The 16,579-nt window shown below is 37.4% G+C and carries 14 protein-coding genes; 10 read left to right on the forward strand and 4 right to left on the reverse strand.

Annotated elements, in window-relative coordinates; genetic code table 11:
* The first annotated feature begins 1 nt into the window (after position 1).
* The 3 genes from AC106K_RS14390 (at position 2) to AC106K_RS14400 (ending at position 1,559) form a co-directional block, all read left to right on the forward strand.
* On the forward strand, positions 2-616 hold the full coding sequence (locus tag AC106K_RS14390; RefSeq protein ID WP_482446221.1) for a deoxynucleoside kinase: 615 nt from the start codon (positions 2-4) through the stop codon (positions 614-616).
* 136 nt (positions 617-752) lie between these two features.
* Positions 753-1,109 carry a hypothetical protein gene (locus AC106K_RS14395; RefSeq protein WP_482446222.1) on the forward strand — a complete coding sequence of 119 codons (357 nt, stop codon included), beginning with the start codon at positions 753-755 and terminating at the stop codon, positions 1,107-1,109.
* A 99-nt stretch (positions 1,110-1,208) separates the two neighbouring features.
* Positions 1,209-1,559 carry an ArsC/Spx/MgsR family protein gene (locus tag AC106K_RS14400; protein WP_482446223.1) on the forward strand — a complete coding sequence of 117 codons (351 nt, stop codon included), beginning with the start codon at positions 1,209-1,211 and terminating at the stop codon, positions 1,557-1,559.
* Positions 1,560-1,632: 73 nt separating this feature from the next.
* On the opposite strand, the gene AC106K_RS14405 is transcribed toward AC106K_RS14400, so the two are convergent.
* Positions 1,633-2,109: a hypothetical protein gene (locus tag AC106K_RS14405; RefSeq protein ID WP_482446224.1), complete on the reverse strand. Its 477-nt coding sequence runs from the start codon at positions 2,107-2,109 to the stop codon at positions 1,633-1,635.
* 94 nt (positions 2,110-2,203) lie between these two features.
* Between AC106K_RS14405 and AC106K_RS14410 the strand changes: the two genes are divergently transcribed.
* On the forward strand, positions 2,204-4,252 hold the full coding sequence (locus AC106K_RS14410) for a M43 family zinc metalloprotease (RefSeq protein ID WP_482446225.1): 2,049 nt from the start codon (positions 2,204-2,206) through the stop codon (positions 4,250-4,252).
* Between the two features lie 159 nt (positions 4,253-4,411).
* Here the strand turns inward: AC106K_RS14410 and AC106K_RS14415 are convergent, their stop codons facing one another.
* Entirely contained in the window at positions 4,412-4,717 is a 306-nt protein-coding gene (locus AC106K_RS14415; protein ID WP_047096081.1) for a DUF493 family protein, read from the reverse strand.
* A 40-nt stretch (positions 4,718-4,757) separates the two neighbouring features.
* The gene (locus AC106K_RS14420) at positions 4,758-5,429 is read right to left on the reverse strand and encodes a DUF4197 family protein (protein WP_482446226.1); all 672 of its coding nucleotides are present in this window, start codon (positions 5,427-5,429) and stop codon (positions 4,758-4,760) included.
* Positions 5,430-5,790: 361 nt separating this feature from the next.
* On the opposite strand from AC106K_RS14420, the gene AC106K_RS14425 reads away from it, so the two are divergent.
* From AC106K_RS14425 to bglX, 6 genes are all read left to right on the forward strand, one after another.
* Entirely contained in the window at positions 5,791-8,607 is a 2,817-nt protein-coding gene (locus AC106K_RS14425; protein WP_482446227.1) for a SusC/RagA family TonB-linked outer membrane protein, read from the forward strand.
* A 10-nt stretch (positions 8,608-8,617) separates the two neighbouring features.
* The gene (locus tag AC106K_RS14430; protein WP_482446228.1) at positions 8,618-10,036 is read left to right on the forward strand and encodes a RagB/SusD family nutrient uptake outer membrane protein; all 1,419 of its coding nucleotides are present in this window, start codon (positions 8,618-8,620) and stop codon (positions 10,034-10,036) included.
* Between the two features lie 71 nt (positions 10,037-10,107).
* Positions 10,108-11,499 carry a glucoamylase family protein gene (locus tag AC106K_RS14435; protein WP_482446229.1) on the forward strand — a complete coding sequence of 464 codons (1,392 nt, stop codon included), beginning with the start codon at positions 10,108-10,110 and terminating at the stop codon, positions 11,497-11,499.
* 107 nt (positions 11,500-11,606) lie between these two features.
* Positions 11,607-12,314, forward strand: coding sequence for a carboxylesterase family protein (locus tag AC106K_RS14440; RefSeq protein WP_482446230.1), 708 nt, complete (start codon positions 11,607-11,609; stop codon positions 12,312-12,314).
* Positions 12,314-12,496, forward strand: coding sequence for a hypothetical protein (locus AC106K_RS14445; RefSeq protein ID WP_482446231.1), 183 nt, complete (start codon positions 12,314-12,316; stop codon positions 12,494-12,496). Before AC106K_RS14440 ends, AC106K_RS14445 begins: the two co-directional genes overlap by 1 nt.
* A 90-nt stretch (positions 12,497-12,586) precedes the next feature.
* Positions 12,587-14,914: a beta-glucosidase BglX gene (bglX, locus tag AC106K_RS14450; protein WP_482446232.1), complete on the forward strand. Its 2,328-nt coding sequence runs from the start codon at positions 12,587-12,589 to the stop codon at positions 14,912-14,914.
* Positions 14,915-15,003: 89 nt separating this feature from the next.
* On the opposite strand, the gene AC106K_RS14455 is transcribed toward bglX, so the two are convergent.
* On the reverse strand, positions 15,004-16,491 hold the full coding sequence (locus tag AC106K_RS14455) for a T9SS type A sorting domain-containing protein (RefSeq protein WP_482446233.1): 1,488 nt from the start codon (positions 16,489-16,491) through the stop codon (positions 15,004-15,006).
* Positions 16,492-16,579 lie beyond the last annotated feature (88 nt).

Below are 16,579 nucleotides of genomic sequence, written 5' to 3' on the forward strand. Positions count from 1 at the left end.
TATGCACATTGCAGTTACAGGAAACATTGGAGCAGGAAAAACAACATTGACTACAATGCTTTCCAAGCATTACGGTTGGGACGCACAATTTGAGGATGTAGATCATAATCCTTATCTCGAAGATTTTTATTCAGATATGAGCAAATGGAGTTTTGCACTGCAGGTATATTTCCTGGGAAGCAGATTCCGTCAGGTAAAAGAGATCAGAGAAAGTGGTAAAAACATTATTCAGGACCGTACCATTTATGAAGATGCACACATTTTCGCAGAAAACTTAAATGACATGAATCTTCTTTCGGACAGGGATTTTAATAACTATTCATCTCTTTTTGATCTGATGAAGTCTTTTGTTTCCGCTCCGGACCTTTTGATTTACCTAAAGTCAGATGTTCCTAATCTGGTAAAGAAAATTTACAAAAGAGGACGTGAATACGAAGCATCCATCAGTATTGAATACCTTTCAAAACTGAATCAGAAGTATGAAAAATGGATCTCCAATTATACCGAAGGAAAACTACTGATCATTGAAGTTGACGACCTTGATTTCGTTGAAAAGCCGGAAGATTTCGGGTTTATTCTGGAAAAGATTGAAACACAATTGCACGGTTTATTTTAATTGGAATTTCACATAGATTTTCAGTTATTCTTATTTGAAAAACTTATTTCTTAATAAAAACTTATTAAATTATATGGTTTGGTGTGTTTTTGATGACTTAAAATGTATAACTTTGAATCCTAACAAAACATACAACATGAAACAAGTGAAGTTTTTATTATTTATGACATTCAGCTTTATTGGAATAACTGCTTACTCACAAACCTCAAAAGAATTGATCGGTAAATGGAAGCTGGTCAAAGAAACAAAAGATGGTGTGGTGAAAACCCCTGAAGATATTTATCAGGTATTTTTAGACGGGGGCAGATTTCTGCGGTTGTATGGAGAGAAATCTAATGAAGGGAAATGGAACCTGTCCGGTGATAATAAAAAACTTACGATCGATATGAGTTCTCTTTCCCAGACCTTTAAAATAGATCATTTTGATGCTAAAAAAAGAGTCATTACCAGTGATAAGACCGGAACTCTTGAGTTCATTAAAATAGATGACTAACAGTGTTGTTTTAACAGTTTTTATCAGAATTTAACACCATTGTCCGCGTATTTATTTCTAAATTTGTGTAATAGAATTTAATTTTTGAATATTTACATCATGATGGTTAAGGTCTTACATAACGGAAGTTGTTCAAAATCAAACGCAGTACTGGAGTATCTAGATGAAAATGGGGTGCCTTTTGAAATTATTAATATCATGGAGGATCCGCTAAGTGTTCTGGAGATCAAAACCGTTTTGAAGAAACTTAATCAGAGCGTTTTCCATATCATCCGTAAAATGGATAAGCTGTATATTGACAATTATGCAGATAAAAACTACTCAGAGGAAGAATGGATCAGAATTCTGGCCGAAAATCCTTCCCTGATACAAAGGCCTATTTTAGTGAAAGGCTCAGTAGCTATGTTGGGAAGACCTATTGAAAATGTAAAATTCTTTATTGAGAAATAATCATTAATACAGATATAAAATCGTCCGTTTTGCTCAGTAAAACGGACGATTTTTATTTATAGACATCAAATCTTTAAGGTGTTTTCTTCCGGTTTTCTCTCGGCTGTCGGATGGTGTTGTATAATGCTTCCAGTTCTTTGGGTGGATGGCCGGCATCAAACGTTGCAGACGTGTAGACCGTTCCTCCGGAAGTGATAATAAGGGTTGCAGATAGAGCTCTGTCAGAATATCTGCCTGTAGTAGGAGATTGAAGTTCTGATATTTTGGATAAATCGAGTATTTCTGCCTGTCTGGCAATTTTATCCCATTCGGAAGGATTCATTGCAGATCTTGTAGAATCGCCATTGGAAATAGCTGTTTTAAAGGTAGGTGTGAAAACAGAATTCCGGTTGATTCCTCTTGTCTCTTCTCTTAATTGTACCTTTTCAATTTTCTGTTGTTTGAATGTATGGGTTGAAATTTTTCCATTATTTTCATTTTTATTTTGATTTGCGCAATTAATTAATGATATTAATAAAATAATATTTATTGATTGAATTAGCTTTTTCATTGAATTATTTTTATTTTATTTTTAATTTTATTGAATTATTCGTTTTTAAATATGAGTAATTTTTTATATTTGCTAAATTATAAAAAATATGCTAATGAAAAAATCTATTATTTTAAAATCCTCTCTGGCTGCATTGTTCTTGATAGGAGGCTTTTCAAATGCACAGAACAGAAATGGTGCAAAACCTTCAAAACAGATATGGAAGGAAAGAATATTGGGACCCAACGGAATAGAAAGATGTGGAACCGTTGAAAATGAAGCGAACTTAAAGAAGAAATATCCGGAGAGATTATCAACAGAAGAATTTGAGAAGTGGATTGCTCCACTGATCGAAAAGGCTCAGGCTAATAAATCTCAGAACGGAACTGTAATTACCATTCCGGTTGTTGTGCACGTTATACATAGTGGGCAGAATGTAGGGGTAGCTCCTAATATCAGTGATGCGCAGGTAATGTCTCAGATTACTGTGATGACTAATGATTTCAGAAAAAAGATTAATACTCCGGGATTTAATAACAATCCTGTGGGGGCCGATACCGAAATACAGTTTGTACTCGCCAAAGTAGACCCTAACGGAAACCCTACGAATGGAATTGATAGGGTAAATCTTTGTAGAGATTACTGGGGGCGGGGTGATGAAAACTCAGGATATGAAAATTATATTGACAGCGTTGTAAAGCCCAAGACGATCTGGGATCCTACCAAATATATGAATATGTGGAGTGTTGATTTTGCAGATAGCGGTTTATTGGGTTATGCTCAGTTTCCTTCTAATTCAACGTTGCAGGGAATTTCGCCAAATGGCGGCCTTGCTGCTACGGATGGAGTAGTGGCGGGGTATTTCACTTTTGGAAGTATGGATTACAATGATGGGTCGTTTATTATGATGCCGGGCTATGACAAAGGAAGAACAATGACCCATGAAGTAGGACACTTCCTGGGATTGAGGCATATCTGGGGAGATAGCACCTGTGCAACAGATTATTGTGCGGATACGCCTACTGCACATGGCGCAAACTATATCTGTAATCCTGCTAAGCCAAGTTGTACTGATCCTTCAGTTTTTGAAATGGTTCAAAATTATATGGATTATACGAATGATACCTGTATGAATATCTATACCAACGATCAGAAAACAAGGATTAGAACCGTAATGGACAATTCTCCGAGAAGACTGGAATTGAAAGCTTCTACTACAGATCAGTCTATTCCTTTGTTTGGCAATGATGCAGAAATAAAATATGATGGCGGATGTTCACTGGGAGTTCTTAATTGCGGGGCAGGCGTATTACGTCTGATAATTACCAATAGAGGGACGGGTAATCTGACGTCGGCGGCGATTTCGTATACAATCAATGGGGGAGCAACCCAAACTTATAACTGGACCGGTAACCTCGCACAGGATAAATCTAATGTTATTAATATTCCTGTTGACGGATCTGTAGCATCCTCACCTGTTTCTTTCTCTATTGCATCTGTAAATGGAGGAGCTGATCAGAGAGCGACTAATAATACGGCGTCTGGTAACTATGTAAAGCCAGTAACACCTACCTATTTTGGAACCACTACTGTTACCTTTAAACTGTTGAGAGACCGTTTTGGACAGGAAACAAGATGGAACCTCAAAAACAGCGCAGGACAGATCGTGAAATCCGGAGCATACCAGAACAGTGAAGATACTGACCCTGATCCGGTTCTTATTTCTGAGGTATGGACTTTGCCTGAAGATTGCTATGCGTTTACCATATCTGATGACTATGGAGATGGTTTAGTAGAGGTGAGTCCTGGAGGAGTACCTGGATATGTAGATTTGCTTACAAGCTCAGGGCAAACCATATTCCACTTAGATGGTGAATTCTCTTATGAAACTAAAGTATTTTCGACAAAAGAGTCTCTGTCAACTGCGGAAGTGAATAAGAAAAATAATTTCGGGGTATATCCTAATCCTGTTAATGATGTTCTTAATATTACAGGACTTTCCGGAGAGACTCAATTTGAAATTCACAATGCTGTTGGGCAGCTTGTTAAAAAAGGAAAAACGAATGATTATCAGATTCGTGTAGCTGATCTTGTAAAAGGAGTGTATGTGATTACCCTTAATAATACTAAAGTTTCAGAAAACATTAAGTTTGTTAAGAAATAGTACAGCAAAAGTATGAAAATGAAAAAAAACCGTCTCTGCAGAGGCGGTTTTTTCTTATCAATAAAGTTTTTCTTGTGGTAAGAGAGTAAAAATGCTCAAGAATTACGTTTTAAATCAATCAACAAAAAACCGCTTCATGATTATGAAACGGTTTTGTTTTTACAGGAGAATAACGCCTTCTATTTTGGCTACCTCTTTATAGATATTTACCACCTGGTTCGCATCCAGTACAAATGCACTGATGTTACAGGCTGTGTATTTTCCATTTTTGCTTTCGCGGTTTCCCAATGTAAATTTTATACCATCAAAAACTCTGTAAATTTCAGTAAGTTTTGTTTGGTCTGTAGGAATAATAAATTTAAATAAATAATCCTCCGGAAAATCATGATGATCCTCCAGTTTTTCCTTTAATGACTTGTAAAAATCCTCAGGACTTGCGTGTTGATTTCCTTGTAATATATCCATCTGCAATTGTTAATATAATATAAATATAACGAAATTTTTCCTATTTTCCAAATGGCCCGAGCAGGGATTTGGAGTTCTGGTGCTCATAATCTTCGATAATGTTGAACAGTCCGTTTACCAGCTGCTCAGAGGCTAGCTGGCTCAATCCACCAGAATTGACTGTGTTTTTATTTCCTCCTAAAAGGCTGCCAAGAAAATTATTTCCGGCTAATGCGGTATTGATTGTTTTTACAATTCCGTATTCATTCAGTTTCTCATCCACTTTGGGGGCAATGGCTGCAATAAGCTGCTGTGATGTTTTTTCTTTCAGAATTTGAGTAGCTGTAGTTCCCTGTATAATTCTTGTTACATCTTGTGCATTCAGGCTGTTTACAGCGCCCTGTAATATCGGTTTTGAGATATTGACAGTATAGACAGCTGCCTGTGCAATATAATCTCTTTCTTTGGCTACCAGAGATGGAGATACTTTTTCAAGCATAGAATTGATGTCTCTAAGCTCTTTTGGAAGCGCTTTATCCACCATATTATTTTGCAGGAAGGCTTCTTTATTTCCGTAAATTCCTGCTCCTTTATCAATACCGTTGAGGAGCATTCTTTTGATAATGGAAAGTCCCATATCGCTTGTGGCAAGGGTTGTACAGGATTGTACGGTGGTTGTGATAGCTGCACCGGTTCCGATGATCAGAGCTGTTGCAATGATGTATTTTTTCATTGATACTTTTTATTACTTTCTCTATTGCTTTTGTCAAAAACTGCACCAAAGGTAAATACTATTCTCTATATTAACAAAATATTAAATTCAGAGAGTGAATTTGGGAATTTTTTATGACAAAAATCCCTTTTGGTGATTAGAGATATGATGAATTATTCATGATTATTTTAAACATAATTTTGTAAAAAGTGATTATTTCTCATTTTGTATTCAGTAAATAACAATTGTTTTTAAATTTTTAAGATATTTTAACATCATTCAATTTTTTTCCTATTTTTGGCTAATGTCTTTTTTTGAGATTTTAAAATAACTCCACTCAAGACATCCTTAAAAATTGATTATTTGAATAAATTGAAACTATATGAAACAGTGTAATTTAAAATATTCATGTCTCATTGCTGTTCTGTACTTCGGTATGAATGTCAATGCTCAGACAACTCCAAAAGATACTACTGCCAAAGAGCAGAAGATCGAGGAGGTGGTTCTGATCGGATATGGATCTCAGAAGAAAGAGAACGTGACCGGTAGTATCGGGATGGTTTCAGCAAAAGACCTTGCTGATAAACCGAATGCCAACCCGATTAGTTCTATACAGGGTAAACTATCCGGTGTACAGGTTTTGAACTCCGGAACTCCGGGAAGTTCTCCTAGAGTAGACATCAGGGGAGTTGGTTCCCTTACCGGTAAAACAGTATTCATTGTTGATGGAATGATCACGGATGATATTTCTTTCCTTGGTCCTCAGGATATTGAATCTATGAGTGTATTGAAAGATCCTTCCAGTTTAGCAATCTTCGGAGCAAGAGCCGCTAACGGAGCTGTAATTATTAAAACTAAAACAGGAAGAGGGAAGCCAATATTCAATTTTAATTCTTATTTAGGAGTTAAGAAAGTGACCAATGTTCCCAAAATGACAAATTCTGATCAGTACATTGAACTTTACAATGAAAAGCTGATGAATGATAACGGAAACCTTAATGGAGCATTATCCAGAGCTAATTTTCCTGCAGATACAGATTGGTTTAAAGAAATTTTCAGAACAAGTATCATTAACTCTAATGATTTCTCAGCTTCCGGAAGTTTAGGAAAGCTTAATTATTATGCAAGCATAGGAAATCTACAGGATGAAGGTAATATTGCAGCTGGGCAAGGGATTAATTCAGGGTCAGGATTTAACAGACTTAATACGAAGTTAAACCTTAGTTATAAGATTACTGATAACCTTACCATTGGAAACAATTTTACATTCTCTAAAATGCGTACCGATCAGGCAAAGAATCCTTTACTGAATGCCTATAACGCACCTCCTATTTTCTCTGTGATGAATCCTGGTACAGGAAACTATCAGTTCTTTAATGGGTATTCTATTCCTAACCCACGTGCTATATTAGATCTATACCGTTCTCAGAACAGACAGGAAAGATTATTGAACAATGTATGGGCTGAATATAAATTCCTGAAAGACTTTACTTTAAGAGTAAGCTATACCACAGACAACTATAATACGAATCTGTACGAATATACCCCTACATTTAACTATGTTCCTGTTTCTGATCAGAAGCCTAATAAGTTGATTACAAGAGATTCAAGAAACAGAAACTATATTTGGGACAATACATTAAGCTGGAAAAAAACATTAGGAGATCACAATCTTGAGATTCTTGCAGGTTTCTCCAGAACAAGAAATTCTTATTCTCAGACTTATTTAGAAGCACTTAACGTAAATTATGACGGAACCAATGCTTCTATGAATATTTTCAATGGGACTAACATCATTATGGTTGATAGAGATGTAAAAGGATATGATGTAGTTCCTTATCAGGATAGGATTGAATCTATGTTTGCCAGAGTGAACTATGATTATAAAGGGAAATATCTGATAAACGGATCTGTTCGTAGAGATGGTACTTCAAAATATTCATCAGGAGACAGACACCGAGTATTTCCTGCAGTAAGCGCCGGATGGGTAGTTTCCAAAGAGAACTTTATGAGCAATCAGAATGTATTCAGTCTTTTGAAATTGAGAGCAAGCTGGGGAAAACTGGGTAACCCTGATGTGACAAGAGCTTATACTTTAAGAACTACAATTCTCAAAGAAGGGGCGTATTATGGAAATTCAGGAGCTCCAGCACAAACCATCGATATGGTGGTTGATCCAAACATTGGCTGGGAAACTACAACGGGTAGAGATATAGGTTTAGAAATGGGATTATTCAATAATAAATTGAAAATTGACGCAACCTATTTTGATAAAGATACTAAGGATGTAGTATATGGTGTTACACAAGGAACGGTTTCAGGGGCAAGCAACTGGAAAGATTATATTACTAATGCCTATTCATTCAATAACAGAGGTTTTGAAGTTTCTGTAAATTATGATACGAAAATTTCGGATAAAATAAGATTAGGAGTATATGGTAACCTTACTACTCTTCAGAACAAAATTACATCCGTATATCAGGGTTCATACCTTGAAACAGGAGCAAGCTTATTTGGAAACTCTATTGTAAGGTTACAAAACGGACAGCCTGTAGGAGCATATTATGGATATGAGGTATCAGGGGTGTTCCAAACTGACGCAGAAGCCGCTGCATCGGGCCAGCCAGGAGCAAAAGCAGGATGGCTTAAGTTTGCTGATATGGATGGAAACGGTATTATTGATACCAGAGATAAAACGTTCTTAGGAAGCCCGATTCCAAAAGGTACTTATGGTTTCGGAGTTAATATGAGTGTTTATGATTTTGATATTGCTGTAGACTTCCAGGGAGTATTTGGAAATAAGATCTATAACTATAACCGTGAGCAACGCTACGGAAATGAAAACTGGGATCTTGATTTCTACAATAACAGATGGCATGGTGCAGGAACGTCTAATGCATATCCAATGACGACCAACAATCAGTCTATTATTCTTCCAAGTAGTTTCTTTGTAGAAGATGGAAGCTATTTCAGAATCAGAAATATTACGGTAGGGTATAACTTGCCTAAAGACTTTGCAAAATCTTTATTGCTTACCAAATTCAGACTGTACCTAAGTGCTCAGAACCCTTGGACTAGCTTTAAATATAACGGATTCTCTCCGGAAATCGTGAATACAGACAGAGTGCAGATGGGGGTTGATAATAATATTTATCCAATTTCAGCCATTTATACAATCGGTATGAACTTAACATTTTAATTAGAAGAACATGAAAAAAATATTTTTATCCATCGCTTTATTTTCACTTGTAATAAGTTGTAAAGACGATTATCTGGATATAAAACAGGAAGGGGTAACAGAAGCAGGTTCCTTTTTCAAAACCCAGGACGATGCGATGCAGGCAACCAATGCTATTTATGTATTTTTAAGAAGCTGGGAAAATTCTGCATTCCCTTATCAGTTTGTATTTGGAGTGCCGGCAGATGATGTTGTGAAGGGTTCTAACCCTGGAGATGCTTCCTTTATTAATGCTTATGATCAATTTACTTACACCGTGAGTGATGACGGAGTTAGAGGATACTGGATCGGACAATGGCAGGCGGTGAACAGATGTAATCAGGTGATCACCAATGTTCCGAAAATTGATATGGATGGCCCTTTAAAAATAAGATTAATTGCTGAAGCAAAAATGCTTAGGGCTTATTTTTACTTTAACTTACTGAGAATCTATGGTGGGGTTCCTATCTTTGACGGAATTCCTTCTACTTATACAGCACCTAGAAATTCTGCGGAAGAAGTGTATAAATTCATTATTTCGGATCTTACGAGTGCAGCTGAAATTCTTCCTCAGACTTATGCAGCTGCTGACCTTGGAAGAGTTACCAAAGGAGCAGCTTTAGGATTGCTTTCAAAAGTATACCTGTATAAAAAAGACTGGCAGAAAGCATATGAGACTTCTAACCAGGTAATGTCTATGGGATATGATTTGGATTCAGATTTCAATCATTTATTCAGAATTGCCGGAGAATTTGGAAAAGAATCTGTATTTGAAGTAAACTGTGAATGTTCCACTCAATTTGGAGGTAGCCAGTATGCAGAAGTACAAGGGGTAAGAAATCAGTTCGGCTGGGGATTCTTTACACCTTCTCAGGCATTGGAAAATGCATTTGAGCCGGGAGACATCAGAAAAGAACTTACTATTCTAAGAAACGGAGAAACTACTCCGGAAGGAGATCTTATCGCAATGGGAGATCCAAATTCTGTGACGACATTCAACCAAAAAGTATATGTTCCAAAAGCGCTGAACAATAGTGCATGTGCTTATGGTTCAAGACAAAATATCAGAATTTTAAGATTTGCTGAGATTCTTCTGATCAATGCAGAAGCAGCTAACGAATTAGGCAATACAGCTGCAGCGACTGCTAACCTTAACAGGGTAAGAACAAGAGCTCAGTTGGGAGGAACTACTGCAACAACACAGCTTGCGCTTAGGTCAGCAATCTGGCATGAGCGTAGAGTAGAGCTTGCGATGGAAGGAGATCGTTTCGTAGATCTGGTAAGAACAGGACAGGCGGCTACGGTACTTGCTCCTTATGGATTCAAAGCCGGGAAAAATGAATTATTCCCGATTCCGTTGGATGCCATGAATGCAAGTTTAGGATTGTTTACACAGAATCCTGGATATTAAAATAGAACATAAACTAGAGGAGAATGAAAGTTCTCCTCTTCTTTTAGTAAAATCAGGTAAAAAAAGAAATCATGAAAAGGATCGTATTATCAATGGCTGTTACCCCTTTGTTCTTTGCATATTCATGTAAGAATACCCAGATATCAAAACAGGAAATTACAGAAAATAAAGCCGTACAAAGCAATATTACCAATGAACAGCTTTTGGATAGAGTACAGAAAGATGCCCTGAAATACTTCTGGGAATTTGCTGAACCCAAGTCAATGCTGGGAAGAGAACGGTATCATGAAGATAATATTTATCCTGATAAAGATAAACATGTAATCACCACAGGAGGGTCAGGTTTTGGACTGGCAACCATTCTGGTGGGAGTAGAAAGAGGGTTTATCCCAAGACAGGAAGCCGTAAAAAGGCTTTCTCATATGATGGATTTTCTTGAAAAAGCTGACCGCTACAAAGGAGCATGGTCACACTGGATCAACGGAGAAACCGGAAAAACAGTTCCTTTTGGGAAGAAAGACAATGGCGGAGATCTTGTAGAAACGGCATTCCTTACCTCAGGAATTCTCATGGTCCGTGAATACTTTAAAAATGGTAATGCAGAAGAAAAGGCCTTAGCAGAAAAATGTGATCAGTTATGGAAAGGAATCCAGTGGAACTGGTATACAAAAGGAGGTGAAAAAGTCCTTTACTGGCACTGGTCGCCAGAATATCAATGGGAAATGAATTTTCCTCTGGAAGGGTATAATGAATGCCTGATCACTTATATCTTAGCCGCATCTTCACCTACACATTCCATTGATGCAGAAACTTATTATAAAGGTTGGACCAGAAACGGGACCTACCTTACAGACAAAACAAAATACGGATTACCACTGTATGTAAAACACAATTATGCCGAAGAATATGGAGGGCCATTGTTTTGGTCGCAATATTCCTATATCGGGCTTGATCCTACAGGGTTGTCCGATAAACTGGTGAAAAATTATTTTGACCTCAATAAAAACCATACACTAATTGATTATAAATACTGTGTAGAAAATCCCAAACAATGGAAAGGCTACGGTCAGAACTATTGGGGATTAACGGCCGGATATACAAGAAATGAAGATGGAACTACAGGATACACAGCTCACATGCCAGGCAATGACAATGGAGTGATCACTCCTACAGCAGCACTGAGCAGTTTTCCATATACTCCAAAAGAATCGATGAACTTTCTGAGGTTTATCTATACCCAGAAACCTCAATTCATAGGGCAGGCAGGACCTTATGATGCAACGTCCATCAATTATAACAACTGGTTTACCCCAAGATACCTGGCCATTGATCAGGGAACAATAGCACCAATGATCGAAAACTACAGGACAGGATTTCTGTGGAAACTGTTCATGAATGCCCCGGAAATTCAGCAGGGACTGAAGAAATTGAGTTTTCAGTCTGCAAAATATGGGATAAAATAAGTTTTGAAAAAATAGACAAAAGCTATATATTCAATAGAAACGGGCTAAAGCCCGTTTTAAATAAATAAAAAAAATCCAAAGGCTTTAGCCAAAACCTGAATAACAATATGAAATTAAAACATATTCCCCTTTTATTACTTCCATTTTCCTTACAGCTTCATGCTCAGGAAATCAAAGCGGAACTGAATAAAGAAATTAAGCGACAAGAGAAAATGTCCTATATTCTGGATTATCCTCAGAATATAAAAGAAAATGTTCCGCTGATTGTTTTTCTTCATGGCTCAGGAGAAAGAGGAAATAACCTTGAACTGGTAAAAGCCCACAGCCCATTCACCTATAAAAATCTGATCAAGGAGCCGGTTGCCATTCTTGCACCGCAATGTCCTGCAGATACCTGGTGGGATACCGTTACCGTATATAATTTGATAAAAGAAATTCAGAAAAAATATAAAATTGATGCTTCAAGAATCTATCTGACCGGACTTTCTATGGGAGGATGGGGTACTCTGAAGCTGGCCATGGAACATCCCGAAATGTTTGCAGCAGTAGTTTCAGTCTGCGCTCCTACAGATCAGGTAATGACCGCCAATATTGATAAATTTAAAGATTTGAATATGAAAATATTCCATGGTGGGATGGATGATATTGTACTGCCGGAAAATGCTTTTAAATTTTACCAAAAACTTCACCCGGTGAACCCTACAGCAGAATTGGTGATTTTCCCGAATGATAATCATAATTCCTGGGATTCTACCTATTCAAATCCGCAGCTGTATGAGTGGATGTTGTCTAAAAAGAAAGAAAAAATGAAGTAATGATTGAGCTTATTGCTGTACATTATATGGGAAATGGCAAAAAGACCCATGCAGAATTTTTCTCACCCACCAGTTTTTCCACTGAAAAATATGATGAATACGGAAATACTATAGAATGGTATACCGAGAATAAAGTCACAAATACTGTTGAAGCCATCAGCCAGGAAATCATTTATCAGTAAAAACTGCTTATCAGGCATTACGAAATTGAATAAGACCAACTTGTAATAAAGCAAAAAAATATAAAAACAATAATTTAAGAAGATCGATTTATGAAAAAGTTAATTGTACTTGCAACCCTGGCCCTTTCGCCGGTATTTTCCGCTCAGGAAATGGTGGATAAGCCTGTCCAGTCTTACCAGACTGCTCAATATCAGGCGAAAAAGAAAGCCTTTGTAGACAATCTTTTATCTAAAATGACTTTGGATGAGAAGATAGGGCAGCTGAACCTGCCTACTTCAGGAGACTTTACAACAGGTCAGGCCCAGAGTTCCGATATTGGAAAAAAAGTGGAGCAGGGATTGGTAGGAGGACTGTTCAATATAAAAGGAGCAGATAAAATAAAAGCCGTTCAGAAAGTGGCGATTGAAAAAAGCCGTCTTAAGATCCCCTTGATCTTCGGAATGGATGTTATTCACGGATATGAAACTACCTTCCCGATTCCTTTAGGACTTGCTGCATCATGGGATATGAATCTTGTGCAACAGTCTGCAAGAGTAGCGGCAAGAGAAGCAGCGTCTGATGGAATCAACTGGACTTTCTCGCCAATGGTGGATATTTCCCGTGAACCAAGATGGGGAAGAGTTTCCGAAGGTTCAGGAGAAGATCCGTATCTGGGAAGCGAGATTTCTAAAAATATGGTCTATGGTTATCAGGGTAAAGATTTGGCAAACGGGACCAATATCTTGGCTTGTGTGAAACACTTTGCACTATATGGAGCCGGAGAAGCAGGACGTGATTACAATACAGTGGACATGAGCCATGTGAGAATGTTCAACGAATATTTTCCACCTTATAAAGCAGCTGTAGACGCTGGAGTAGCTTCAGTAATGGCTTCTTTCAATGAAGTGGATGGAGTTCCGGCAACAGGAAGCAGATGGCTGCAGACTGAAGTCTTGAGAAACCAATGGAAATTCAAAGGTTTTGTAGTGACTGATTATACCGGGATCAATGAAATGGTTGAGCACGGCATGGGTGATCTTCAGCAGGTTTCGGCATTGGCTTTGAAAGCCGGAGTAGATATGGATATGGTAGGGGAAGGATTTTTAACAACACTTAAAAAATCCCTTTCTGAAGGAAAAGTAACCCAGGATGAAATTGATGCGGCGGCGAGGAGAATTCTTGAAGCCAAATATGATCTTGGATTATTTGATAACCCATACAAACACGGAGATGCAAAATTAGCGGCAAAAGAAGTGTACAACATGGAGAATCGTAACATCGCAAGAAATGTTGCGGCTCAATCTATGGTTTTATTGAAAAATCAAAACCAGGTTTTACCTTTGAAAACAACAGGAACAGTGGCGGTAATAGGTCCGTTGGTTAACAATTCTCTGAATATGGCCGGAACCTGGAGTGTTGCTACCAAACATGCTATCTCAGTTAATTTAATGCAGGGATTACAGGCAAATTACGGTAAAGACGTGAAATTCCTTTCCGCTAAAGGGGCCAACATTGATGACGATGCCAAACTGGAAGACATCTACGCAGCACATGGAAAGAAAACAGACAGAGACAGCCGATCAAAAGAAGAATTATTAAGAGAAGCTGTTGATGTAGCCAATAAAGCAGACGTAATTGTTCTTGCCATTGGAGAATCCGCTGAGATGAGTGGGGAATCCTCTTCAAGAACAGAAATTACCATTCCTCAGTCTCAGGTAGACTTATTAAACGAATTGAAAAAGACAGGAAAGCCAATTGCAATGGTTCTTTTTACCGGACGTCCGTTAGCTTTAACGAATGTAAAAGACGCTCCGGATGCCATTCTTAATGCGTGGTTTGCAGGATCTGAAGCAGGAAATGCCATTGCAGATGTTTTATTTGGAAAAGTAAACCCGTCAGGAAAACTGCCGATGACCTTCCCGAGAAGTCTGGGCCAGGTTCCTATTTATTATAACTCAAAAAATACAGGCCGCCCGCTGAGCCAGGATAAAGTAGATAAATGTACCTACGAAAGATTCCGTTCCAATTATATGGATGAATGTAATACCCCATTGTATTCTTTCGGGTACGGATTAAGCTATACGAAGTTCAGTTACTCTGATATTGCAGTTTCCAATACCAATCCGAAAGGGAATCAGACCGTTCAGGCATCTGTTACGGTAACGAACAGCGGAAACTATGACGGAGCAGAGGTAGTTCAGCTTTACATCAGAGATATGGTGGGAAGCATTACAAGACCGGTAAAAGAGCTGAAAGGTTTCCAGAAAATATTCCTGAAAAAAGGAGAATCTAGAAAAGTAACCTTTGATATTACCCCTGAAAATCTGAAATTCTACAACGGGGATCTGAAATACGATTGGGAAGCAGGAGATTTTGATATTATGATTGGTACGAGTTCTCAGCATGTAAGACATTTAAAGATTAACTGGACAAAGTAATTCCGGATCAATTTTTAATATATTTTATAAACAAAAGCCTTGTCACGATTATCTGACAAGGCTTTGTTATAAGTTGGCATAAAAGAGTTTTATCTTTTGATGATTTTCTCCGTAAACGTCTGAAGGTCTGTTTTAATCTGAACGAGGTATGTTCCTTTGATCATATTCTTTAGATCGATAGACTTTTCTCCTTTCCTGAAAATTCCTGATTTTATTTTTTGTCCTGACACTGAAAAAACAGAATATTCCAACAGGTTTTCCTTCGTATCTATAAATAAAGCATCATCTGCAGGATTAGGAAACAACGAAAAACGATTGTTTTTTAGCTGATTTTCCTGAGTAGAAAGCAGAGAGCAGTTGGAAGTAACTGTTACCGTATTATAAACCGTCTGTTTTACTTTGACACCATAGGTTGAGTTGGCGTCATCCACACAAAATCCTTTTAAATTGGGCATAAACTGATAATCTGAATCTGAAAGCCATGTCATATTATGATTATTCCCGTTTTTCATGTTGATGTATTGCACATGCTGATTATAGATAAAACTTGCATAAGTAAGATTATGATTATTACTTAAGTCTATAGAGGTGAAATAATTATTACCACAATGAAAATTCTTCAGTTTTACCAAAGGAGCTAGATATAAATTGGTGATGTAATTATTGGCAATGCTCAGAGTGTGCAGATTAGCATTATTGGTAAAGTCTAATTGAGTTAATGAAGATTGGGTCGCATTAAATTCCTCCAAAGCAGTAAGGGGAGATAAATCTATACCACCGGAAAAATTACAATGATCTATGGCCAGAAACTGTAACAACGTATTATTGTTGAGGTTCAAAGAAGTTATTGCTGTTTTCCCGATATTCAGAGAGTTTAAAACCGGGTTCATACTTACATCTATAGAGGGAAGAGCTTCATTTCCAACAACAGCTAAGAATTTGAGGACTGGGTTTTGAGTAAGATTTAGCGAAGTTAAGCTGTTGGCGGATGAAGCCAGATTTTGAACAACCAAAGTTTCCAATAAAGGATTTTGCGTCAGGTCAATAGTACTGGGGCTGCTGTCATTCAGCCATAAAGTTCTTAATAAAGGACTTTGTGTTACATTCAGAGAAGTAACACCTCCTATACCCATCTGACCAACGAGGGTAACTTCTTCAAGAAGAGGTTTATTGGACAGGTCTACCGTTGTGCCATGAGATACTGTTGCAGTGATTCTTTTTAATTGCGTTAAACCCGTGAGATTGATTGATGGTATAGGAGCACCATAAAGAATAACTGTTGTAAGATTTGTACTTTGACTCAGATTCACAGGTGAAGAAACAGGATTGTTTCTTATTATCAGCATGCTCAGATTGGTGAAAGCTTCTATTCCGCTGAGATTGGTGATTCCGTAATTGTTATCAAGTAAAATGATTGTGGCATTTTGAGCCTCTGAATTAGAGATTTCCCCATCCCCGTTGGCATCATGATAAGGAAGTAAAGCATTTTTAAAATTAACATCCGCGAAACTCACATTTTGTGAAAAAAATAGACAGGATGCCAGAAGGAAAAAGGCAGAGTAGATTTTTAATTTCATTAAGTATTAGTTTTTATGGTTTTTTATTTTGTCTCTAAATGTAGAAATATTGTATCATATGGCAAAAAATTGCTTTATTTTTTTAATG

Source organism: Chryseobacterium sp. FR048 (assembly GCF_056844665.1).